The organism is Streptomyces sp. NPDC003036, from assembly GCF_040611175.1.
In the GTDB taxonomy this organism is placed as follows: Bacteria; Actinomycetota; Actinomycetes; order Streptomycetales; family Streptomycetaceae; genus Streptomyces.
In genome coordinates, this window is the sequence record NZ_JBEXNO010000002.1 from 66,245 (window position 1) to 87,628 (window position 21,384).

At 72.7% G+C, this 21,384-nt stretch carries 20 protein-coding genes; 12 read left to right on the forward strand and 8 right to left on the reverse strand.

Annotated features, from left to right (window positions below; all coding sequences use genetic code 11):
- Positions 1-24: 24 nt before the first annotated feature.
- The gene (locus ABZX67_RS01895; RefSeq protein ID WP_355353452.1) at positions 25-1,074 is read right to left on the reverse strand and encodes a lytic murein transglycosylase; all 1,050 of its coding nucleotides are present in this window, start codon (positions 1,072-1,074) and stop codon (positions 25-27) included.
- Between the two features lie 193 nt (positions 1,075-1,267).
- On the opposite strand from ABZX67_RS01895, the gene ABZX67_RS01900 reads away from it, so the two are divergent.
- From ABZX67_RS01900 to ABZX67_RS01935, 8 genes are all read left to right on the forward strand, one after another.
- Positions 1,268-1,531 carry a hypothetical protein gene (locus tag ABZX67_RS01900; RefSeq protein ID WP_355352890.1) on the forward strand — a complete coding sequence of 88 codons (264 nt, stop codon included), beginning with the start codon at positions 1,268-1,270 and terminating at the stop codon, positions 1,529-1,531.
- On the forward strand, positions 1,528-1,905 hold the full coding sequence (locus ABZX67_RS01905) for a helix-turn-helix domain-containing protein (RefSeq protein ID WP_355352893.1): 378 nt from the start codon (positions 1,528-1,530) through the stop codon (positions 1,903-1,905). Before ABZX67_RS01900 ends, ABZX67_RS01905 begins: the two co-directional genes overlap by 4 nt.
- Before the next feature lie 154 nt (positions 1,906-2,059).
- Positions 2,060-2,611, forward strand: coding sequence for a 2-oxo-4-hydroxy-4-carboxy-5-ureidoimidazoline decarboxylase (uraD, locus tag ABZX67_RS01910; protein ID WP_355352896.1), 552 nt, complete (start codon positions 2,060-2,062; stop codon positions 2,609-2,611).
- Positions 2,608-2,997 carry a hydroxyisourate hydrolase gene (uraH, locus tag ABZX67_RS01915; RefSeq protein WP_355352899.1) on the forward strand — a complete coding sequence of 130 codons (390 nt, stop codon included), beginning with the start codon at positions 2,608-2,610 and terminating at the stop codon, positions 2,995-2,997. The genes uraD and uraH overlap by 4 nt, the downstream gene beginning before the upstream one ends.
- Positions 2,998-3,004: 7 nt before the next feature.
- Positions 3,005-3,928: a factor-independent urate hydroxylase gene (pucL, locus tag ABZX67_RS01920; protein WP_355352902.1), complete on the forward strand. Its 924-nt coding sequence runs from the start codon at positions 3,005-3,007 to the stop codon at positions 3,926-3,928.
- Positions 3,929-3,999: 71 nt separating this feature from the next.
- Entirely contained in the window at positions 4,000-5,481 is a 1,482-nt protein-coding gene (locus ABZX67_RS01925) for a nucleobase:cation symporter-2 family protein (RefSeq protein WP_355352905.1), read from the forward strand.
- A gap of 45 nt (positions 5,482-5,526) precedes the next feature.
- Positions 5,527-6,912, forward strand: coding sequence for an 8-oxoguanine deaminase (locus ABZX67_RS01930; protein WP_355352908.1), 1,386 nt, complete (start codon positions 5,527-5,529; stop codon positions 6,910-6,912).
- Positions 6,913-7,232: 320 nt separating this feature from the next.
- Positions 7,233-8,702 carry a nucleobase:cation symporter-2 family protein gene (locus ABZX67_RS01935; protein ID WP_355352911.1) on the forward strand — a complete coding sequence of 490 codons (1,470 nt, stop codon included), beginning with the start codon at positions 7,233-7,235 and terminating at the stop codon, positions 8,700-8,702.
- A gap of 181 nt (positions 8,703-8,883) precedes the next feature.
- On the opposite strand, the gene ABZX67_RS01940 is transcribed toward ABZX67_RS01935, so the two are convergent.
- Together ABZX67_RS01940 and ABZX67_RS01945 are read right to left on the reverse strand one after the other, a co-directional pair.
- Entirely contained in the window at positions 8,884-9,459 is a 576-nt protein-coding gene (locus tag ABZX67_RS01940) for a TIGR03086 family metal-binding protein (protein WP_355352914.1), read from the reverse strand.
- Between the two features lie 82 nt (positions 9,460-9,541).
- Entirely contained in the window at positions 9,542-10,174 is a 633-nt protein-coding gene (locus tag ABZX67_RS01945) for a hypothetical protein (protein ID WP_355352917.1), read from the reverse strand.
- 167 nt (positions 10,175-10,341) lie between these two features.
- Between ABZX67_RS01945 and ABZX67_RS01950 the strand changes: the two genes are divergently transcribed.
- Positions 10,342-12,477 (forward strand): hypothetical protein, encoded by a 2,136-nt coding sequence (locus ABZX67_RS01950; RefSeq protein WP_355352920.1) that lies wholly within the window; start codon positions 10,342-10,344, stop codon positions 12,475-12,477.
- Here the strand turns inward: ABZX67_RS01950 and ABZX67_RS01955 are convergent.
- The 3 genes from ABZX67_RS01955 to ABZX67_RS01965 form a co-directional block, all read right to left on the reverse strand.
- Positions 12,467-13,387, reverse strand: coding sequence for a hypothetical protein (locus ABZX67_RS01955; RefSeq protein ID WP_355352922.1), 921 nt, complete (start codon positions 13,385-13,387; stop codon positions 12,467-12,469). The two genes, ABZX67_RS01950 and ABZX67_RS01955, sit on opposite strands and share 11 nt — an antisense overlap.
- Complete coding sequence (locus ABZX67_RS01960) at positions 13,336-14,691, reverse strand: flavin-dependent oxidoreductase (protein ID WP_355352925.1); 1,356 nt, start codon at positions 14,689-14,691, stop codon at positions 13,336-13,338. The genes ABZX67_RS01955 and ABZX67_RS01960 overlap by 52 nt, the downstream gene beginning before the upstream one ends.
- 382 nt (positions 14,692-15,073) lie before the next feature.
- A complete protein-coding gene (locus ABZX67_RS01965; protein WP_355352928.1) occupies positions 15,074-15,316 on the reverse strand; it encodes a hypothetical protein in 243 nt (80 codons plus the stop codon).
- Here ABZX67_RS01965 and ABZX67_RS01970 point away from each other — a divergent pair, their 5' ends adjacent.
- The gene (locus tag ABZX67_RS01970; protein ID WP_355352931.1) at positions 15,317-15,679 is read left to right on the forward strand and encodes a hypothetical protein; all 363 of its coding nucleotides are present in this window, start codon (positions 15,317-15,319) and stop codon (positions 15,677-15,679) included.
- A gap of 87 nt (positions 15,680-15,766) precedes the next feature.
- Positions 15,767-16,738, forward strand: a complete 972-nt coding sequence (locus tag ABZX67_RS01975) for a fibronectin type III domain-containing protein (RefSeq protein WP_355352934.1) — start codon at positions 15,767-15,769, stop codon at positions 16,736-16,738.
- Between the two features lie 190 nt (positions 16,739-16,928).
- On the opposite strand, the gene aceB is transcribed toward ABZX67_RS01975, so the two are convergent.
- A complete protein-coding gene (gene aceB, locus ABZX67_RS01980; RefSeq protein ID WP_355352937.1) occupies positions 16,929-18,551 on the reverse strand; it encodes a malate synthase A in 1,623 nt (540 codons plus the stop codon).
- 240 nt (positions 18,552-18,791) lie between these two features.
- Positions 18,792-19,424 carry a nucleotidyltransferase family protein gene (locus tag ABZX67_RS01985; protein WP_355352940.1) on the reverse strand — a complete coding sequence of 211 codons (633 nt, stop codon included), beginning with the start codon at positions 19,422-19,424 and terminating at the stop codon, positions 18,792-18,794.
- Between the two features lie 106 nt (positions 19,425-19,530).
- Between ABZX67_RS01985 and ABZX67_RS01990 the strand changes: the two genes are divergently transcribed.
- Positions 19,531-21,366: a serine/threonine-protein kinase gene (locus ABZX67_RS01990; protein ID WP_355352943.1), complete on the forward strand. Its 1,836-nt coding sequence runs from the start codon at positions 19,531-19,533 to the stop codon at positions 21,364-21,366.
- Positions 21,367-21,384: the final 18 nt, after the last annotated feature.

Below are 21,384 nucleotides of genomic sequence, written 5' to 3' on the forward strand. Positions count from 1 at the left end.
ACCTGCCGCCCGGCGGGCGCGACATTACCGCCCGGTATCCGGAATTGTGGAGGGGGCTGCGGGCATCGAGTCCTGACCGTTGCCGAGCGGCGGACCTGGGAGGACGGCATCGGCATCCGGAATCGGAAGGCCTGATTCCGAAGCCGGTGCTTCCGGTGCTTCGGGTGCGCCCGTCGGCCGCGGCCGGGCCGGCTCCGACGGCTCCGAAGGCCGCGACGGCTGCGCACCCCGCGGTGGTACGGGTCCGGGCCCGGCCTTCGAGGAGCCGCCCGGCCGCGCCGGGCCGGGGGAGCGGGGCGGCTCCGACGACGGCGTACGCGGCGGCTCCGGGACCACCACGGGCCCGGCGACCACCACGGGGTCCCCGCCGAGGAAGTACGCGTACCAGGCCCTGACCGTCCGCAGGTACGCCGTCGAGTGGTTGTAGCCGAGGATCGCCCGGTCCAGGTCGGACGGGTCGGCCAGGTCGCGCCCGCCCGCGCAGAGGTAGCGCCCGGCCGCCAGCGCCGCGTCGTAAATGTTGCCCGGGTCGGCGCGGCCGTCGCCGCTGCCGTCGGCGCCCCAGGCGGCCCAGGTCGAGGGGATGAACTGCATCGGCCCCACCGCGCGGTCGTACACCGCGTCCCCGTCGTACGCCCCGCCGTCCGTGTCCCTGATCAGCGCGAAGCCGTTGCCGTCGAGCCGGGGGCCGAGGATCGGCCGCACGGTCGTGCCGTCGGCGGTGAGGCGTCCGCCGCGCGCCTGGCCCGACTCGACCTGGCCGATCGCCGCGAGCAGCTGCCAGCGCAGTCCGCACCCCGGGGCGCTGCCCGCGAGCGCGGTCTCGGCGTGCCGGTAGGCGGCCAGCACCGCGGCGGGCAGCGTTCCGCCGAGGCCGCCCGAGCCCGTGTCCGTACCGGTGGCCGTGCCCGCGGGGGCGGCCGTCCCCTTCCCCGCCCGCAGCGGCGGAAGCTCCGTGCGGTACGGCGAGTCACCCGTCACGCTCGGCCCCGCCGCGATGCGGTCCCGCCCCCGGGGTTCCTCCGTGGCCGAGGCCACCGCCCCCGGCGCCTGCGAGGCGGTCAGCGCCGCCATCGCCGCCGCCGCGAGCGCCGTGCCCCTGACGGCTCTTCCCTTGTGTCCACGTCCGGTCACCGCGTACGCCCCTTCCTGCCCTTTCCGTCCTGTCACCGGCTCTACGGGGCGAAGGGGCCGGTCCGTCGCACGGAGAAGGCGATTTTCGGGACCGGGCGGCGGAAGGCGGCCGGGCGGGCCTTACCGTGGGGGCATGCAGCGACTGAGAGTGGAGTTCACGACCGAGCCGTTCGACCTGGACGAGGCCCCCGCGCACGCGCTGGTGGCCCGCGAGGTCATCGAGGCGGCCGACCTGGACGCCGTGGACGTGGGGCCCTTCGGCAACACCGCCGAGGGCGGCGCGGACGCGGTGCTCACCGCCGTCGACGCGCTCCTGCGACGCGCTCTCGGCGCGGGCGCCACCCGGGTGTCGCTGCAGGTCAACGTACTCGGCGACGCCGGAGAGGACGACAAGTGACCGAGCCGGGAGATCACCCCCTGGTCACCGCGGTGAAGCCGCTGGTGGACGCGATGGGCGCCGAGCTACTGACCCCTCAGCAGGCCGCGGCCGACGACGTCGTCCTCACGTGGGAGGGCGAGGAGATCCTCGCCGTACGGCTTCCGCAGCTCGCCGACTCGCTGGAGCGCATCCTGGCGGCGATGGAGCGACGCCACGGCATGCCGCTGTCCGCGCTGGACCGCAAGACGAAGCAGTCGGTGGTCCGGACCCTGGAGGCGCGCGGCGCCTTCTCGGTGCGGCACGGCGTGGAGACGGTGGCGAACGCCCTCGGCGTCAGTCGTTTCACCGTCTACAACTACCTGAACAGGGAAAACGCCGCGAAGAGTGAGTAGCTGAACACAGTCGGTAGAAAGCCGCCGTCCGCATGTCGGGACGGCGGCTTTTGTGTCACCGAAGTTTCAACAAAGTGTTGACGGGGCGTTGGCGGAGGGCGTTAGCTATCCGCAGCCCGTCAAAGCACAGCGAAAAACAGCCACGGAGGCTCCCGTGACCTCGAGTTCACAGCGCCTTTCGGGGGACGACAGCACCCCCGAGACCCCCGCGGGCCTCACCCGGTTCAACACCTCGGCGGACAGCGACGCGCTCGCCGCCCTGCACGAGGTGTGCGCCAGTTCGGCGTGGGGCAGCAAGCTGCTGGCCCAGCGCCCGTACGCCACCACCGAAGCCCTCCTCCTCGCCAGCGACGCCGCCATGGCCGAGCTCACCGCGGAGGACCTGGCCGAGGCGATGGCGGGGCACCCGCCGATCGGCCGCCCGAAGCCTGGTGACCCCACCTCCTCCCGGGAGCAGAGCGGGATGGCCGGCGCCTCCGAGGCGCTCAAAGCGGAAATGCTCGAGCTGAACCTGGCCTACCAGGAGAAGTTCGGGCACGTCTTCCTGATCTGCGCCACCGGCCGGACCGGAGAGCAGATGCGCGACGCGGTCCGCGAGCGGATCGAGAACTCGCCCGAGCAGGAGCGGGAGATCGTCCGCACCGAACTGGGCAAGATCAACCGCATCCGCCTGACCCGTCTCGTAGAGGAAGCACACCAAGCATGAGCACGGAAACCACCGCCTCGGTGTCCACGCACATCCTGGACACCAGCATCGGTCGCCCCGCCGAGGGCGTCGCCATCTCCCTCGCGGCCCGCAGCGGCTCCGACGCGGAGTGGGTGGCGCTCGGCGGTTCGCGGACCGATGCGGACGGGCGCTGCAAGGACCTGCCGGCCCTGCCGGAAGGCACCACCCACGTACGTCTCGACTTCGAGACCGAGGCGTACTTCGACAAGAAGCAAGCCGAGGCGCAGCAGGACGCCCCCCGCGTAAGGGACAGCGGCGCGTTCTTCCCGGAGGTGGCGATCACGTTCGCCGTCGTACCGGGCGAGCACTACCACGTACCGCTGCTGCTCAACCCGTTCGGCTACTCCGTTTACCGAGGGAGCTAGCAGACACATGCCCACGATTCTCGGCCAGAACCAGTACGGCAAAGCAGAGAACCGCGTCGTCAAGATCACGCGGGACGGCGACACCCACCACATCAAGGACCTGAACGTCTCGGTCGCCCTCTCCGGCGACATGGACGAGGTGCACTACTCGGGTTCCAACGCCAACGTCCTGCCGACCGACACCACCAAGAACACGGTGTACGCGTTCGCCAAGGAGTACGGCATCGAGTCCGCCGAGCAGTTCGGCATCCACCTCGCCCGTCACTTCGTGACGTCGCAGGAGCCGATCCACCGGGCGCGCATCCGCATCGAGGAGTACGCCTGGGAGCGCATCGAGACCTCGGACGCCAACTCCAAGTTCATCGGCGCCGACGAGGTCAAGCACTCCTTCGTCCGCAAGGGCCAGGAGACCCGCGTCAGCGAGATCACCTACGACGGTGAGAACTGGCAGGTCATCTCCGGTCTGAAGGACCTGGTCGTCATGAACTCCACCAACTCGGAGTTCTGGGGCTACGTGAAGGACAAGTACACGACCCTCCAGGAGGCGTACGACCGCATCCTGGCGACCCAGGTCTCCGGCCGCTGGCGGTTCAACTGGACCGACGACGAGCAGCGGATGCCCAACTGGGAGAAGTCCTACGCGCAGGTCCGGAAGCACATGCTCCAGGCCTTCGCGGAGACCTACTCCCTCTCGCTGCAGCAGACGCTGTACCAGATGGGCGCGCGCATCATCAACAACCGGTCGGAGATCGACGAGGTGCGCTTCTCCCTGCCGAACAAGCACCACTTCCTGGTCGACCTCGAGCCGTTCGGGCTCAAGAACGACAACGAGGTCTACTTCGCGGCCGACCGCCCCTACGGCCTGATCGAGGCCACCATCCTTCGGGACGGCGTCGAGCCCCAGATCCCGGTCGACATGACCAACCTCTGAGCCAGGCCGCTGACCGCCCCGCCCGACCGACCCCGGTCGGGCGGGGCGGCACCGGACCGGAGGGACCAGCAATGGCACAGCCTGCAGGGCCGGCATCCGAAGGCCCGTGTTCCACCCCGCCGGACACCACCGCGCCGCCCGGTGCCGCCCCGGAGGTGCTCACCTCCACGGCCCACCGCGCACCCGAGAGCGCCGCCGGACCGGACGGCGTCGTCGACTGCCACCCCGTCGACGAGAAACTGCCCTTCTCGCGGCTCGTCCCCGCCGCGCTCCAGCACATCGCCGCCATGTACGCGGGTGTCGTCACCCCTCCGCTCATCATCGGGCAGGCCGTCGGCCTGGACGCGGCCGGCATGACCCGCCTCATCGCCGCGAGCCTGCTCATCGCGGGGCTCGCGACCATCCTCCAGACCATCGGCATCACCAACTTCGCCGGAAACCGGCTGCCGTTCGTGAACGCCGCCTCCTCCGCCGGCATCGCGCCGATGCTCGCCATCGCCGAGACCAGCGCCCCCGGCCGCCAACTGCCCGCCATCTACGGTGCGGTGATGGTCGCCGGAGTCTTCTGCCTCGCCGTCGGGCCCTTCTTCGGCCGGCTGCTGCGCTTCTTCCCGCCCCTGGTCACCGGCGTCGTCATCACCCTCATCGGGGTGACCCTGATGCCCGTACCGGTCGGCTGGGCGCAGGGCGGGGACGCGCACGCCGCCGACTTCGGCGCCATGAAGTACCTGGCGCTCGCCGCCTTCACGCTCGTCGTGATCCTGCTCTTCCAGCGCTTCGGCAAGGGCTTCGTCAAGCAGATCGCCCTGCTGCTGGGCCTGTTCATCGGCACGCTCGCCGCGATCCCGTTCGGGATGGCCGACTTCACCTCGCTGCGCGAGGCACCGGTCGCCGCGCTGCCCGCGCCGTTCGCCTTCGGCGCGCCCGAGTTCCAGCCCGCCGCGATCCTCTCCCTGTGCATCGTGATGCTGGTGCTGATGACCGAGTCCAGCGCCGGCATGCTCGCCCTGGGCGAGATCTGCGAGCGGCGCACCGACGGGAAGACCATCACCCGCGGTCTGCGCACGGACGGCATCGCCACCCTCATCGGCCCCGTCTTCGGCGGGTTCCCGACCTCGGCCTTCGCCCAGAACGTCGGAGTCGTCTCCCTCACCCGCGTACGCAGCCGCTACGTCGTCGCGGTCGCGGGCGGCGCGCTGCTCGTCCTCGGTGCCTTCCCGGTGCTGGGCGCGGTCGTCTCGCTGGTCCCTATGCCCGTCCTGGGGGGTGCCGGTATCGTGCTCTTCGGTTCGATCGCGGTCAGCGGCATCCGTACGCTCTCCGAGGCCGGACTGGACGACAGCTCCAACATCATCCTGGTGGCCGTCGCACTCGGAGCCGGCATCATCCCGCTCGCCGCGCCCACCTTCTACGCCGGATTCCCCGCGTGGGCACAGACCGTGCTCGGCTCCGGGATCAGCGCGGGAGCGCTCGTCGCGGTCCTGCTCAACCTTTTCTTCCACCATCTCGGCACCCGGAGCCGTCACGCGGCCCCGGCACTCAAATCCTCCTAGGGTCCTGCCGTGCCCACACCGCCACTGAACGAAGAAGGAAGCACCATGGCACCTTCGGCAGCCCAGCGCATCGTGATCGAGAACTGCGCGATCGCGACCGTCGACGCCAATGACACCGAGTACGCCTCGGGTCACCTCGTCATCGCGGACAACAGGATCGAGTCGATCGGAGCAGGCAAGGCCCCCGAGGGCCTGGAGAACGTGGTCCGGCGCATCGACGCCACCGGCCACCTCGTCACCCCCGGCCTGATCAACACGCACCACCACTTCTACCAGTGGATCACCCGGGGCCTGGCCACCGACCACAACCTCTTCAACTGGCTCGTCGCCCTCTACCCGACGTGGGCGCGCATCGACGAGCAGATGGGGTACGCGGCTGCCCAGGGCTCCCTGGCCATGATGGCCCGCGGTGGCGTCACCACCGCCATGGACCACCACTACGTCTACCCGAAGAACTCCGGCGACCTGTCCGGCGCCATCATCAAGGCCGCGTCCGAGATGGGCGTCCGCTTCACGCTGGCCCGCGGCTCCATGGACAAGAGCGAGAAGGACGGCTTCCTGCCGCCGGACTTCGCCGTCGAGACCACCGAGGGCGCGCTCGCCGCGACCGAGGAGACCGTCAAGAAGCACCACGACGCCTCCTTCGACGCGATGACGCAGGTCGCCGTCGCGCCGTGCTCCCCCTTCTCCGTCTCCACCGAGCTGCTGCGGGAGGGCGCCCAGCTCGCCCGCCGCCTCGGCGTGCGCATGCACACCCACGGCTCGGAGACCGTGGAGGAGGAGAAGTTCTGCCACGAGCTCTTCGGGATGGGCCCGACCGACTACTTCGAGTCGACCGGCTTCCTCGGCGAGGACGTGTGGATGGCGCACTGCGTCCACATGAACGACTCCGACATCGCGGCCTTCGCCCGCACCAAGACCGGCGTCGCCCACTGCCCGTCGTCCAACGCCCGCCTCGCCGCCGGCATCGCCCGCGTACCGGACATGCTGAAGGCCGGCGTCCCGGTCGGCCTCGGCGTCGACGGCACCGCCTCCAACGAGTCCGGTGAGCTCCACACCGAGCTGCGCAACGCCCTGCTGATCAACCGTCTCGGCGCGCACCGCGAGGCGGCCCTGAACGCCCGTCAGGCGCTGCGCCTCGGCACCTACGGCGGCGCCCAGGTCCTCGGCCGGGCCTCGCAGATCGGCTCCCTGGAGGCCGGCAAGCTCGCCGACCTGGTGCTGTGGAAGCTGGACACCCTCGCGCACGCCTCCATCGCCGACCCGGTGACCGCCCTCGTCTTCGGCGCGGCGGCCCCGGTCACCGCGTCCTTCGTCAACGGCAAGCAGATCGTCGAGGACAACCGCCTGCTGACGGTCGACGAGGACGCCATCGCGCGCTCCACCCGGGACGAGGCCCAGCGCCTCGCCCGGATCGCCGCCCAGGGCTGAACCCCTGGCACGGCACTCCGGCCGGGTACCTGACACCCGGGCGGACATCGCCACCCGGCCGGTTCTCCCGGCCGGGCGGGCGATCCACGAAGTCCGGTCGAGGGGGACGGCCCTCGACCGGTCGCCGTGGACCCGAGCGGGGTCCACGGCAGCCGGGCCGGGGGGTGCGTACCAAGAGTGGTACTCGCACCCCCCGGAACGGTGAACGCGTGTCTCCTCCCCCACGTCCCGACGACACGCACCGGGCGCACCACCTGCAACACCGCACCACCTCCCTGAAATCCACGTCGTCGCACGTGTAACCGACCGGAGGAACCGCCGTGGCCGCCAAGCCCAGGTTTCGCAACCCCGACAACACCCCCGACCCCGAGTCCCCGGACGTGGGAGCCGCCGCCGCGGACCGGAAGCATCCGGTCGACGAAACGCTTCCGCCCGCCAAGATGCTCACCAGCGGCCTCCAGCACGTGGCCGCCATGTACGCGGGTGTGGTGGCCCCGCCCCTGATCGTCGGAGCGGCCGTCGGCCTCTCCGGCACCGAACTCACCTTCCTGACCGGCGCCAGCCTCTTCACCGCCGGCCTCGCCACCTTCCTCCAGACCCTCGGGATCTGGAAGATCGGCGCCCGGCTGCCGTTCGTCAACGGCGTCACCTTCGCCGGCGTGGCACCGATGCTCGCGATCGTCGCCACCACCGACGACAAGGCCGACGCCCTGCCGGTCATCTTCGGCGCGATCATCGTCGCCGGTCTGCTGGGCTTCATCGCCGCGCCGTTCTTCAGCAAGCTGGTCCGCTTCTTCCCGCCGGTCGTCACCGGCACGGTCATCACCCTGATCGGTGTCTCGCTGCTGCCGGTCGCCTTCGGCTGGGCCCAAGGACCCAATCCGGCCGCCAAGGACTACGGTTCGACCACCTACCTCACCCTCGCGGCGATCACGCTCGTCCTGGTCCTGGTGCTGCGCCGCTTCACACGCGGCTTCGTCAAGCAGATCGCCGTCCTCATCGGCCTGGTGCTGGGCACGCTGATCGCCATACCCTTCGGCGTCACCGACTTCAGCCCCGTCACCGAGGCCGACGTCATCGGCTTCCCCACCCCCTTCCACTTCGGCGCCCCGCAGTTCGCGCTCGCCGCGATCATCTCCATGTGCGTGGTGATGCTCGTGTCGATGACCGAGTCGACCGCCGACATGCTGGCGCTCGGTGAGATCGTCGACAGGCCCGCCGAGGAGAAGACCATCGCCGCCGGTCTGCGCGCCGACACCCTCGGCTCGGCGATCAGCCCCTTCTTCAACGGCTTCATGTGCAGCGCCTTCGCGCAGAACATCGGCCTGGTCGCGATGACCCGCATCCGCAGCCGTTTCGTGGTCGCGGCGGGCGGCGGCTTCCTGGTCCTGATGGGCCTGTCCCCGGTCGCCGCCTCGCTCATCTCGGTCGTGCCCCGCCCCGTGCTGGGCGGCGCGGGCGTGGTCCTCTTCGGCTCGGTCGCCGCGAGCGGCATCCAGACGCTGGTCAAGGCCGGCCTGGAGAAGGACAACAACGTCCTGATCGTGGCCGTCTCGCTGGCCGTCGGCATCATCCCGATCACGGCGCCGGAGTTCTACCACGCCTTCCCGGAGACCGCGAAGATCATCCTGGACTCCGGCATCTCCACCGGCTGTGTCGCCGCCGTCCTGCTGAACCTGGTCTTCAACCACCTCGGCGGCCGCCGCGACGACGACGAGGTGACGGCGCCGATGGAGCCGGGCGAGGAGATCTCCGAGAGCCGCACGGCCAAGACGGCACCGGTGCACTGACCGGTGCACTTAGCCCGACCGCACCAAGCCCGACTGTACGTAGCCCGAGCCTTACGCCCGGCACTTTCACCCGACCAGCACCTCCGACCACCAGCCCGCCCGGGCAGGCCGTCCCCACCTCGGCCCCGTAGGGAGATCTCCTTACGGGGCCGAGGTGTGCCGTCCACCGCCCCTCCCTCCCTTACGCCCCCGGCCAGTCCGGGCGCCGCCCGCTCAGCCCCACCACGCGGTCGAGCAGCGGCGCCCCGTCGGACACCTTCACCGGCGGCCCGAACGGGCCCCGCTCATCCGGGCTGTCGGCCGTCGGTGCCAGCAGCGCCTCGCACACGCGCAGGGCCTCCTCGTCGGCGGCGTACTCCTGGCCGCTCGCGCGGGCCAGGTCCCAGCCGTGGAGGAGCAGTTCGTCGAGGGCCACCATGCCCGCCACCTCGCCCGGCAGGGTGACACCGCCCGCCCGCGTGGTGCCCTCCCACGCCTCGGGGGCCCGCCAGGCGGCGGCGAGCTCGTCGAGCCGGCGCGGGAGCGCGGTGCGCCAGTCCCCGTCGAGCGTCGGCAGGGCGCCCTCCGGGCTCGTGTCGGTGGTGGGCCCGAAGTCCTTCCGGGCGGCGTCCCGGAAGGCGAGCGCCAGCCCTGCGAGATGGCCCAGCAGATGCCGCACGGCGTAGTCGGGGCAGGGCGTCGGCGCGTCCAGCCGGTCGTCGCCGACACCGTCCAGCAGCGCCGCCACCCGCCGGGCCGTGGGTCCCAGATCGAACATGGCTTCCTCCTTCATAGGGATTCCCTTGGGTTTCCGTGGTGTTCGACCGGCACGGGCCCCGGAACTCATCGCCGTCCCGCCCTCACCGGATCCGCCGCCGGCACTCGGGCGCCAGCCGGGGGTACGCCTGGGCGATCGCCTCGTACACCCGCCGCCGCAGCAGCCGCTCGGCCTCCGCCCGCCCGGTCGCCCCGAACAGCCCGTCCAGCAGCGTGTCGTACCGCCCCAGCGCATGGCGCAGATAGTCCACCTGCCACCGCACCAGCGCCCCCGCCGGACCGGGCCCGGGACCGGGGCCGCGACCGGGCCCCGGGCCGCCGCCCCCGCCATCGCCCGGCCGGTCCTCGGCCGTCAGCCGCCGGTGCCGAACCGCCCGCCGCTCCAGCTCCGGGCCGGGCAGCATCGGCACCCGGATCGGCTCCGCCCGGATCGCCGCCAGCACCGCCCGGCGGCGCTTGTCCGCCGCGGCCCGGGCCGCCGCCGAGCCCGGCCCGGCCGCCGCCGCGCACGCCGCGAACTCCGGCGCCCGCTCCACCGCCTCCACCCGCGCCAGCAGATAGAGCCGCACCGGCGCGACCGACCAGCGCCGCGGATCGCGCCCCTGCACATCCGGCTCACCGAGCAGTTCGCGCACCATCGCGTCCGTCCACCCGCGCTCCCGCAGCCCGGCAGGCGTCACATACGTCAGCACCGACACCATGTCGTCCCCCCTCACGTCGTCCCCCCGTCCCTCTCCCTCGGTTCCTACATCGTCACGGAGAGTGATGAACCCAGTGAAGCGCACGCCACTGACAACGGACTCTGATCGCCCATTCGAACCAACAACACGTGAGTACGCCACTCCCTCCCGCCGGGCGCCCATACGCTCCGGGAGTGACCCGAGTGACCCGTACCACTGCCCTGAACACCGGACGTGACGACTTCCTCAGCTGGGCGGAGACGGAGCAGGGCGTCACCCTGCCTCTACGCCCGGCCGACGCCGTCCTGACGCTGCTCGCCCTGCGCGGCGCCGACCGTCGCGCGGGCGTGCCCGAGCCGACGCCGCAGCTGCTGCGCCACGTCCTGCACGAGGACCTGCCGGTGCTGCTCCACGCGACCCCGGACGAGCTCGCCGCCGTACCCCGCGTGCTCACGGCCCTCGCCGACCGGGTCCGTGCCGCGCACCGCCTGAACGCCAAGCGCCACGCCCGCCTCCTCGAGGCCGTACAGGAGGCCGTACCGGAGTACGAGCGGGCCGTGCACGACCCCCTCAACCTGACCTGGCCCCGCTGGTACGCGTCCCTCCTCCAGGCCGACGGCGTCGACCCCGACGACCCCGGAGCCGTACGGGACTGGCTCGCCGCGTACGCGCGCACCCCGCGCCCCGAGCGGCGGCCCCTCCCCCCGGAGGTGCGGCGCGCCGACGTGGCCGCCCGCACCTTCGCCGCCCAGGCGCTGCTCACCGAGGCGCTCCTGGACGCGTCCGCCCGCGACGCCGAGGGCGCGTCGCCCGCGGGCCGCCTGCTGCCCGGGGCGGCCTTCGACGCGGCGGGCCCCGACGAACTGGAGCGCCTCGCCGCCGAGCTGATCGAGCGCTGGACCGCCGCGGGGCTCGCCGAGGCGCTCGCCGGCCCGTACGCCGACCTCGCGCCCGGCCCCGAGTCCCTGCCGCACGTGGCCCTCGCGGACCGGCTGCTCGACGAGCACCTCGACTACTACGGCGACACCGGCCTCCCGCTGCCTCCGCCGCCCGCGCTCCCCGCCCCGGAGGAGCTCCGTGACCTGCTGCACGCGGCCCCGCTCCCGGCCGCCCTCGCCGCGGGCGCCGACGGCGACCTGAGCGAGCTCGCCGAGCGCTGCGGCTTTCCCGACCCGGCCACCTCCGTCTGGAACGAGGGCACCCCGCAGGAGCTCACCGAACTCGCCGCCGACATCCTGGCCGCCACGGTGGAACGCATCGCCGCCGACAACGAGGAGGGGGAGGCCGAGGACGAGTACGCCCTCGACGCGGCGCACGTCCTCTACTCCCTCTACGAACGCGGCGGCACCCCCGAGTCCGTCGCTCGCAAGGCCTCCGACGTCGCCGGCGGGCCGCCGCTCCCGACGGAGCTGGAGGACGCCCCGGCCGAGGTCCCCGAGACGGCTCCCGCCGCCTACGCCACGCCGTCACCGCAGGAGCTGTCCGCCCTGCTCCACCGCCCCGGCCTCACCGAAGCCGACCGCGCCGGACTCGACGGCCACGCCCGCTCGCTGGCCGCCGTCGTGGACCGGCTCGCCGAGACCGGCTGTGTCTTCCGCACCGGCGACGCCTACGGCCTCACCCCGCTCGGCGACGCCGTCATGCGCCACCTGCTGACGGTGGCCCATATCGCTGCCCCCGACCGGGACACCGTCCTGACCTGGCACGCGGACCGGGTCGCCGCCGCCGTCGAGTACTGGCCGCCGGCCATCGCCGCCGCGACCCTCACCGCCTGGACGGCAAGCCGGGCCGGAGACGGGGCCGGCGCCGACGACGCCTGGAGCGAGCTGCTCGCCGCCGTCTCCGCGTCCGCCCACCCCAGCACCACCCTCTTCTCGCACCTGGCGCTCGCCGGTATCCCCGACGCCCCGCTCCGGGCCGCGCTGACCGACCCGGTCGTGGGCGCCTACGCCCACCGCCTCCTCCGCGACCGCGGCGAGGACGCCCCGCTGGACCCCGTCCCGCTCAGCGCCCGCGCGCTGCTCCTCCTGGACGAGCTGCACACGAGCTGGACGCAGGACATGCGCGCCCTCATCGACGCGGCCGCCGCCGAGGAGGAAGGGAAGAAGGAGGCGGCACGCGAACCCGAGCCCGCCCCGACGGCCCTGCTCGACGCCTTCGACGCGGCCGCCGTGGCCTGGCCGGGCGGCGCGGCCGCCCTCGTCGACGCCCTCGCCGCCGCCCACCCCTCCGCCTTCGTCCTCCTCGACGACCTGCGTGCCCGCCACCCCGACAGCCGCGTCGCGTCCCTCGCCGCCCGCGCGGTGAAGAACGCGCGCCGCCCGGCGGTCAGGGCCTGAAGCCGGTCAGCGTGACGGTGTAGTCGTCGCGGCCGGGCCGGTACGCCATGCAGTAGCGCGTCGGGTACCGGCCCGGGACCTGCCAGGAGCGCGGCTGGGGTACCGGGGCGCAGACGTGGTGACCGGGCGCTGTGCGCAGACCCTCGAGGAAGGCCTTCGTGAGCATCGGCTCCATGAAGATGATCTCGCCCGCGTAGGCGCCGTAGATGAAGGTGTGCCCGGACAGGGCGCCGGAGTCCGGCGGGCGGCTGTCCAGGTGTTCGCCCATGGCGCCCTCCGCCGTCTCCGGGCTGGAGGGCGGATAGCCGGGCGGGAGGTGGTCGGCGGGCACGGGCGCGGCGGCCGTGGGCAGCTGGGCGCAGTCGATGAGCAGGGCGCAGCGGCCGAGGCGGATGCGGTCGCGGACCTCCCGCGGTACGAGGTAGAAGTGCACGTCGAAGTGGGGGACGTCGTAGCGGCCGTGGGGTTGGTGGCCCTCGGGGTTCCAGTTGAACAGGACCCACCGGAACGGCAGGTCCGGCCGGCCGCCGGACGGCAGCGCCAGCTCCAGGCCGTGGCCGCCGACGCACTCGTGCGACGGGTGGACGCGCCCGTCGCCGTCCGCGTCCACGCAGTGCTCGCCATCGGTCGGCGCCGTGGGCAGGCCGGCGAGGGCGGAGGCGGTGAGGACGACGCCCACGGAGCGCGGCCGCCCGCCCGCGTAGTCGGTGAAGACCCGGATCCGGCCGTCGCCGAGCCGCGCCGCCGGGCCGTACCGGGTGCCGGTCCCCTCCACCACCGCGGCCCCGGGTACGGGCTGCCGCGCCGGAAGCGTCATCGCCGCCGCCGGGAGCAGCGCGAGCAGCAGGGCGGCCGACGTCAGCCCCGTCCCGAGCGAGGGGAGCGAGCGGAGAGGGGGGACGAAGCGCATGCGGAAGCCGTTCGTGCCGGGACGCTCCAGGAGGAGCGTGCGTTGAGCCCCGCCGCGTCCACGCCGGTGACCTTGCGCGTGCAGGACCTGATGTCCGCCAGCTTGTGATCCGGCAGGACCTCGCGAATGTCGGAGAAGCCGTCCGGGGCAAGCATCTCCACCTGATGGAGCAGCGGGTCCGGCTCCAGCCGCCGGTGGGCGGCCAGCAGCCGTGTGGTCTCCGGGCGGCGTGTGCGGTCGTACCGGTCCAGCGCCTCGTCCATGTGGTGGTGGGCGAGCAGGTACGCCAGGACGCGCGCGTCGACGATGGCCTGGGACGCGCCGTTGGAGCCGGTCGGGTACAGCGGGTGGGCCGCGTCGCCCAGCAGGACGACCCGGCCGTCGACCCAGGTCGGCAGCGGGTCGCGGTCGATCATCGGGTAGCGCAGCACGCGCGGCGCCGCCGCGATCGTGCCGTGGAGGTCGAGGAAGGGGACGCGCCAGCCGTCCAGGTGCGGCAGGACGACGCCGGGGGGCACGGCCGCGTCCCAGTCGGCGGGCGGGACCGTGGCGGGGCCGCCGCCGGGGCGGGTCTCCACGACCCAGTTCAGCGTGGACCGGCCCGACGCGTCCGGCGGCGAGACCGGGTAGACGACGGCCTTCACGCGGGAGTTGCAGCCCACGATGACCATCGTCCGCCCGTCCAGGAACGGCGGGGCGTGGCTCAGGCCGCGCCACATGCACACGCCGTTCCAGATCGGCGGCCCCTCGTGCGGGTACATCACCGCCCGCACGGCCGAGTTGATGCCGTCCGCGCCGATGAGCAGATCGCAGGTGTACGGGGCCGGGTCGCCGGCCGCGTACGCCCGCACGCGCCGTCGCGTTCCGCCGGCCGGGTCCTGCTCGTAGCCGGTCAGGCGTCTGCCGGTGAGCACGGCGTGCGGCCCCAGCCGCCGCCGCACCTCCCGCAGCAGCACCTCCTGGAGGTGGGCGCGGTGCACCGAGTACTGCGGCCAGTGGTAGCCGGCCGCCCGGCCGCGCGGCTCCGACCAGATCAGGCCGCCGTAGCGGTGGTGGTACTCCAGCCGGGCCGTGGCCACCGCCCGTGCGGCGAGGTCGTCGCACAGGCCGAGTTCGGTGAGCTCCCGGACGGCGGCGGGCTGGAGGTTGATGCCCGCGCCGACGGCCCGCAGGCGCGGGCACGACTCCACGACCACGACGTTGTCCAGACCTGCGGCGTGGAGGCTGAGTGCGGTCGTCAGCCCGCCGATTCCGGCACCCGCGATCAGAATCCGGGGAGAATTCTTTCCGCTGTATGGCGTCATTTTCAACAGCCCTCCCAGGACGTCCCCCAACAAAAATGCGGGTGGATCCGAAAAGGCACAAACGCAGAACGGACCAACCCGGCGTACGCGCCCGCCACCCAGGGGTCATTCACCCGATCGGGCTAGAACCGAGTGCCGCCTAACGTGTGACGTGCTTTTAATTGAGCGTCGGCAACAGAAAGGCTGCGACATGAATCACGTGGCATTCGACGCGTGCGACATCCAGCGCCTCCAGCATGCTGTTGACTACGCGCATCATGCGTCCCGGAGCTCCCTGGAGACTCTTCTCCCGCCCTGGATGCCCGGCGCGCTGAAACAGGAAATCAAGAGCCAGTGCATTGTGTCGCACTGTGCGACCCTGTTGTTCCCCGCCTCCGAAGAATCAGCCGTCGAGTACTTCGAGGAAAATGGCTGGCGGGCTTCGGCGGTAATCCCGAGCGTTCTGGTGAGGCGTCGGCTCGTCGAGCGCCACGCACTGCCGGAAGACGCGCGAATACTCGTCACGCGCCTCAGTGCGACCGCCAATCCAGGGCCCCAGGTCGAGATATTCCTCTTTCCGCGGTCCAGTCCGGGATACCGCCCGGAGGTCGCCGATGAGGAGCGCGCCCACGGCTTCGAGAACCACGTGGGACTCTTCCTGGACCAGCCCGAGCCCGCGGCGCTCGCCGCCCTGGCGGACCGGCTGGAGGGTGCGGGCTCGATGGTCTACGAGGGCTCCGCGCACAACCCCCACGAGAACACCACCATGCTGTACTTCGCGCCCAGCGCCCGTGTCGCGCGCGTGCGCCGGCGCTTCCCCCGCTGGGAGCTCCAGTGCGCCGGTGATCTGACCGCGGTCGCCGAGGCCCGGCCCGTACGGGCCGACGCCGTCGAGCGGGCCTACGCGGCACTGCGGGAGAACTCCGCGTCGACGGTCTTCACGGCGCCGATGGCGTCACCCTCGGCCTCCTCGGCCCCGTCGACCCCCGTCGCCTCGACCCGCGCCTGAGATTCCGAGGGGCTCCAGGGTCTTGCCGCCCCGCCGCACCTGTGCCATATAGGTCTGGACCAATACTCCGGACCTGGAGGCCCGACCGTGCGACGCCCCTCCCCCCTCGCCGCCGCCCCGGTCTGCGTGGCCGCCCTCCTGCTGAGCGCGTGCACCTCCGCGACCCCCCAGGACAAGGACACCGGGCGCCCCTCGGCGCCCACCGGGGTGACGGCGCAGGCCGGAAGCGCCACCTCCGTCCACGTGATGTGGCAGCCGGCCGTCGACGACACCGCCGTCACCGGCTACGACGTCTACGAGCGGGGCCGCAAGGTCACGACCCTGCCGGGCACCAGGACCATGGTGGACGTCGACCGCCTCGCGCCCTCGACCGCGTACACCTTCACCGTCCGCGCCCGCGACGCCGCCGGGAACGTCTCCGAGCCCAGCGCCCCCGTCCCGGTCACCACCCCCGCGCCCACGCCCGACGACCGCACCGCGCCCTCCCGCCCCTCGGGCCTGCGCGGCACCGCCGACGGCAGCCGGGCGGCGACCCTGACCTGGCGGCCCGCCTCGGACGACCGGGCGGTCACGGCGTACGACGTCTACCAGGAGGACTCCCGCATCCACAGCGTCGCCGGCACCGCGACCACGGCACGCCTCACCGGCCTGCGCCCCGGAACGGTCTACACCTTCACCGTCCGCGCCCGTGACGCCGCCGAGAACTCCTCGCCCGACAGCGACGCCGTCGACCTCACCACCGCCCCCGCGCCCGGCGCCGGCCCCGTCACCGCCCCCACCGACCTCGCGGCCACCCCGCTCAAGGGCGGCGAGATCCGGCTCACCTGGACCCCGCCCCGTATCGACGGGGGCGCTCCGGTCAAGGAGCACCAGCTGTACCTCAACGGGCGGTTCGCCACCACGATCGTCTGGGGCGCCGAGCCGCCGCCCGGGACGGCGACGTACACCTTCACCGTCACCGATCCGCCCGGTACCCGCTACAGCGTGAAGCTCCGCGCCAAGCTGCCGGACGGCACCTGGGGCGACTTCTCCGCCCAGCGCACGGTGACCGTCGCCTGACGGGCCCGGTCGTCAGACAACCCCCGACAGCAGTGCGTTGGCGACCGACTCCGAGACGCCGTTCGTCGCCTGGACGCTCGGCGCCCTGAGCGACCACCGGCCCCGGCTCCCGCCCCGGCTCCGGCCCCGGACATGCCTCCGCCCCCCGGCGCTGTGCGGCGCCGGGGGGCGGAGCGATCGGGTGGCGGCGTCAGCCGACCAGCTGCTCGTACGCGGGCAGCGTGAGGAAGTCCGCGTAGTCCGCGTCCAGCGAGACCTTCAGGAGCAGGTCGTGCGCCTCCTGCCACCGGCCGGCCGCGAAGGCCTCCTCGCCGATCTCCTCGCGGATGGCGGCGAGTTCCTCGGCGGCGACCTTGCGGGCCAGCTCGGCGGTGGCCTCCTCGCCGTTCTCGAAGACGACACCGGCGTTGATCCACTGCCAGATCTGCGAGCGCGAGATCTCGGCCGTCGCCGCGTCCTCCATCAGGTTGAAGATGGCCACCGCGCCGAGGCCGCGCAGCCACGCCTCGATGTAGCGGATGCCGACCTGGACGGCGTTGCGCAGGCCCTCGTACGTCGGCTTCGCGTCGAGCGAGTCGATGGCGATGAGGTCGCCCGGCGCCACGGAGACGTCCTCGCGGAGGCGGTCCTTCTGGTTGGGCTTGTCGCCGAGCACCGCGTCGAAGGAGGCCATCGCGATCGGGACCAGGTCGGGGTGGGCGACCCAGGAGCCGTCGAAGCCGTCGTTCGCCTCGCGGTCCTTGTCCGCCTTGACCTTCTCGAAGGCGACCTTGTTGACTTCGGGGTCCTTGCGGGACGGGATGAACGCCGCCATGCCGCCGATCGCGTGCGCGCCCCGCTTGTGGCAGGTCCGCACCAGCAGCTCGGTGTACGCGCGCATGAACGGCGCCGTCATCGTCACCGCGTTGCGGTCCGGCAGGACGAACTTGGCCCCGCCGTCACGGAAGTTCTTGACGATGGAGAACAGGTAGTCCCAGCGGCCCGCGTTGAGGCCCGCGGCGTGGTCGCGGAGCTCGTAGAGGATCTCCTCCATCTCGTACGCCGCCGTGATCGTCTCGATCAGGACGGTCGCGCGGACGGTGCCCCGCGGGATGCCGACGTAGTCCTGCGCGAAGACGAAGATGTCGTTCCAGAGGCGGGCCTCCAGGTGCGACTCCGTCTTCGGGAGGTAGAAGTACGGACCCTTGCCCAGGTCGATCAGGCGCTGGGCGTTGTGGAAGAAGTACAGGCCGAAGTCGACCAGCGCGCCGGGGACCGGCCGCCCGTCGAAGCGCAGGTGGCGCTCCTCCAGGTGCCAGCCGCGCGGGCGCATGACGACCGTCGCGAGCTGGTCGGCGGGCTTGAGGGCGTACGACTTGCCGGTGCGCGGGTCGGTGAAGTCGATGCGCCGCTCGTAGGCGTCGATCAGGTTGAGCTGGCCGAGGACGACGTTCTCCCAGGTGGGAGCGGAGGCGTCCTCGAAGTCGGCGAGCCAGACCTTGGCGCCCGAGTTGAGGGCGTTGATGGTCATCTTGCGGTCGGTCGGGCCGGTGATCTCGACGCGGCGGTCGTTCAGCGCGGCCGGGGCCGGCGCGACCTTCCAGCTGTCGTCCTCACGGAGCTGTGCGGTCTCCGGGAGGAAGTCGAGCGTGCTGGTGCGGGCGATCTCGGCGCGGCGCTCCGCGCGGCGGGCGAGGAGCTCGTCACGCCGGGGCGTGAACCGCCGGTGCAGCTCGGCCACGAAGGCCAGGGCCGCGTCGGTCAGGACCTCGTCCTGCCGGGGCAGGGGCTCGGCTTCGACGATGGCCAGCGGAGACGGCGCTGGTGCGGACATGAGCTGTCACTTCCTTCAGCGGGGGCTTTGGCGCGGCGCCATGCCGCGGCCGCCGGGCGTACGCGCGCGGCACTGAGTGCCGTGGGAGCCGAGATACGGTCACGGGCGCCTTCTGACGGTCGGGTGCTTCTGAACAGTGGATACTAGTTTCCTCATAGTGGAAGTTCAATGGTCTGTTGATGTCGAGATTCTCTGGGTCGACACAACGTGGCTCTGGGTGCCACCTCATACACACGGCGTTCACTCCAACCGCGCGAGATCCGCCGCCGTGTCGATGTCGTAGGGCTCCGCGACGTCCCCGCACTCCACGAGAGTGATGACCGCCTCGTGCTCCCTCAGATAGGCGCGTGCCCCCCGGTCGCCCTCCGCACTCGCCCCCACCTCCGCCCACCTGTCCGCCCCGAACAGCACCGGATGGCCGCGCTTCCCGTCGTACGCGGCCGCCGCCAACGCGTCCCGCGAGCGGTACGCGCCCACCACCCGGGCCACCGCCTCCGCCCCGATCCCCGGCTGGTCCACCAGCGACACCACGGCCGCGTCCGCGCCCGAACCGGCCAGCGACTCCAGCCCGGCGCGCAGCGACGAGCCCATGCCCCGCTCCCACTCCGGGTTGTCCACCAGGACGCACCCGGGCAGCGACGCCCGTTCCCGTACGGCGCCGGCGGCCGCCCCCAGCACCACGTGCACCACCGCGCAGCCGCCCTCGCGCAGCACCCGCACCGCGTGCTCCACCAGGGGGCGGCCCCGGTGCTCCAGCAGCGCCTTGGGGCGCCCGCCGAGCCTGCGGCCGCCGCCCGCGGCGAGCAGCAGCCCGACGACGACGGGCCCCGTGCCCGTCGTCTCTTCCGTCGTCTCTTCCCTGGTCTCTTCCATGGGGAGTGCATACCTCATGGCGCGGTCCCGGCCCGGCTTGGATAGGGTGCGGCTTTCGGCATTGGCGTGTGTGCGGTGCCAAGTCCTGGTCAGGAGACATGGGTTGATGAGTGGTGCTCCGCGTGGGGGAAGCGGCGGAACGGTCTTCCAGCCGCTCGAGGAGGGCGATCCGCGGTCCGTGGCCGGCTACCGGCTGTCGGCCCGGCTCGGCGCCGGCGGCATGGGGGCCGTGTACCTGTCGTACACCCCGGGCGGCCGGCCGGTCGCCATCAAGGTGATCCGGCCCGACTTCGCCGAAGACGCCGAGTTCCGGCGCCGCTTCGCCCAGGAGGTGCGCGCGGCGCAGCGTGTCCAGGGGCTGTACACCGCGCCCGTCATCGACGCCGACACCGACGCGCGCCGCCCCTGGCTCGCCACGGCGTACGTGCCCGGGCCCTCCCTCGCCGACGCCGTACGGAGCCACGGGCCGCTGCCCGTCGACACCGTCCTGCTGCTGGTCGCCGGGATCGCCGAGGCCCTCCAGGTCATCCACGGCGCGGGCATCGTCCACCGCGACCTCAAGCCCGCCAACGTCCTGCTCGCCGCGGACGGTCCGCGCGTCATCGACTTCGGCATCGCGCGCGCCGCCGACGCCACCTCGCTCACCGGCAGCGGCGTCACCATCGGCACCCCGTCCTTCATGGCGCCGGAACAGGCGGCGGGCCGCGAGGTCACCGCGGCCACCGACATCTTCGCGCTCGGCCAGGTGGCGGCGTACGCGGCGACCGGCAGCCCCGCCTTCGGCGAGGGCACCTCGCACGGCGTGCTGTACCGGATCGTCCACGAGGAGCCCGACCTCACCGGACTGCCCGACCGGCTGCGGGAGTTGGTGACCCGCTGCCTGGACAAGGACCCGGCCGCCCGGCCGTCCGTCACCGACCTGCTCGCCCTGTGCCAGGGGGCCAGCGACCAGACCGCGCTGCGCCGCCCCGACGAGTGGCTGCCCGGCGCGGTCGCCGCGGACATCACCACCCGTACCGCGGCCCCGGCCCCGGCGGCGGCCACGACTCCGCCGCCCCCGGCGACGCCGCCGACCGTCGTGCCGTCGAGCGCTCCTGCGGCTCCGGCTGCTCCGGTCGCCGCGCCGCACGCGCCGCACCCGCCGACGGCCCCGGCGACTCCCTCCGCGCCTCCGCAGGGCTTCGGCCCGCCCGTGCCCCCGCCGCCGCAGCAGCACGTGCACGCGCCCACGCCCGCGCCCATGGCGGCACCGATGGCGGTGCACGCGCCCACGCCCCCGCCGGTGCCCGCGCCCGCGCCCGCGCCCGCGCGCAAGTCGTCCTCGCGTACCGTCCTCTTCGCCGTCGTGGCCGCGGTGCTCGCGTTCGCCGTCGCGGGCGGCGTCACCGCCTTCTTCCTGCTCCAGGACGACGACGCCACGAAACGCACGCAGGCGCGGGATACGTCGGCCCAAGGCGGCGACACCGGGACGGGCGACGGCGCCGCCGCCGGCAACGAGACCCCCAAGGCGGCCGATTCCGCCAAGCCCTCCGGCCCCGCCACCCCGCCCAAGGCGCCCGAGCCGGTCACGTACAAGGCGATCGACCTGCCCAGCGGCTACGAGGTGTCCCTCGCCGACGACCCCGTGAAGCCCAAGGACAACAGCACCGGTTACGACCTCAGCTACAGCCTCGGCCTCTCCTCGAACGACGGCGGCCGCCTCGTCCTCCTGCGCAACGGCCAGGACCCGTCGCTGGAGACGTGCACGACCGAGACGCGGTTCGCCACCTACATCTCCCAGGACATGCTGACCAAGGGCTCCCGCCTCTGCCTCCAGTCGGGCGCCGGGGACGTGGCCCTCATCACGATCCAGGGCTTCCCGCCCGAGTCCGACCCCAGCGACTACATCACCCTGGACCTGACGGTCTGGCGCGGCGCGTTGGACGTCGAACAGGCGAGCTGAGGGACCTCCCCCCGTGTG

Bases quoted from the DNA above. Each gene is read 5' to 3' on its own strand.
- uraH (WP_355352899.1), top strand. From the start codon at position 2,608: ATGAGCACGGAAACCACCGCCTCGGTGTCCACGCACATCCTGGACACC.
- ABZX67_RS01955 (WP_355352922.1), bottom strand. From the start codon at position 13,387: ATGCGCTTCGTCCCCCCTCTCCGCTCGCTCCCCTCGCTCGGGACGGGG.
- ABZX67_RS01925 (WP_355352905.1), top strand. From the start codon at position 4,000: ATGGCACAGCCTGCAGGGCCGGCATCCGAAGGCCCGTGTTCCACCCCG.
- ABZX67_RS01960 (WP_355352925.1), bottom strand. From the start codon at position 14,691: ATGACGCCATACAGCGGAAAGAATTCTCCCCGGATTCTGATCGCGGGT.
- ABZX67_RS01895 (WP_355353452.1), bottom strand. From the start codon at position 1,074: ATGGCGGCGCTGACCGCCTCGCAGGCGCCGGGGGCGGTGGCCTCGGCC.
- ABZX67_RS01985 (WP_355352940.1), bottom strand. From the start codon at position 19,424: ATGGAAGAGACCAGGGAAGAGACGACGGAAGAGACGACGGGCACGGGG.
- aceB (WP_355352937.1), bottom strand. From the start codon at position 18,551: ATGTCCGCACCAGCGCCGTCTCCGCTGGCCATCGTCGAAGCCGAGCCC.
- ABZX67_RS01900 (WP_355352890.1), top strand. From the start codon at position 1,268: ATGCAGCGACTGAGAGTGGAGTTCACGACCGAGCCGTTCGACCTGGAC.
- pucL (WP_355352902.1), top strand. From the start codon at position 3,005: ATGCCCACGATTCTCGGCCAGAACCAGTACGGCAAAGCAGAGAACCGC.
- ABZX67_RS01940 (WP_355352914.1), bottom strand. From the start codon at position 9,459: ATGTTCGATCTGGGACCCACGGCCCGGCGGGTGGCGGCGCTGCTGGAC.
- ABZX67_RS01990 (WP_355352943.1), top strand. From the start codon at position 19,531: ATGAGTGGTGCTCCGCGTGGGGGAAGCGGCGGAACGGTCTTCCAGCCG.
- ABZX67_RS01930 (WP_355352908.1), top strand. From the start codon at position 5,527: ATGGCACCTTCGGCAGCCCAGCGCATCGTGATCGAGAACTGCGCGATC.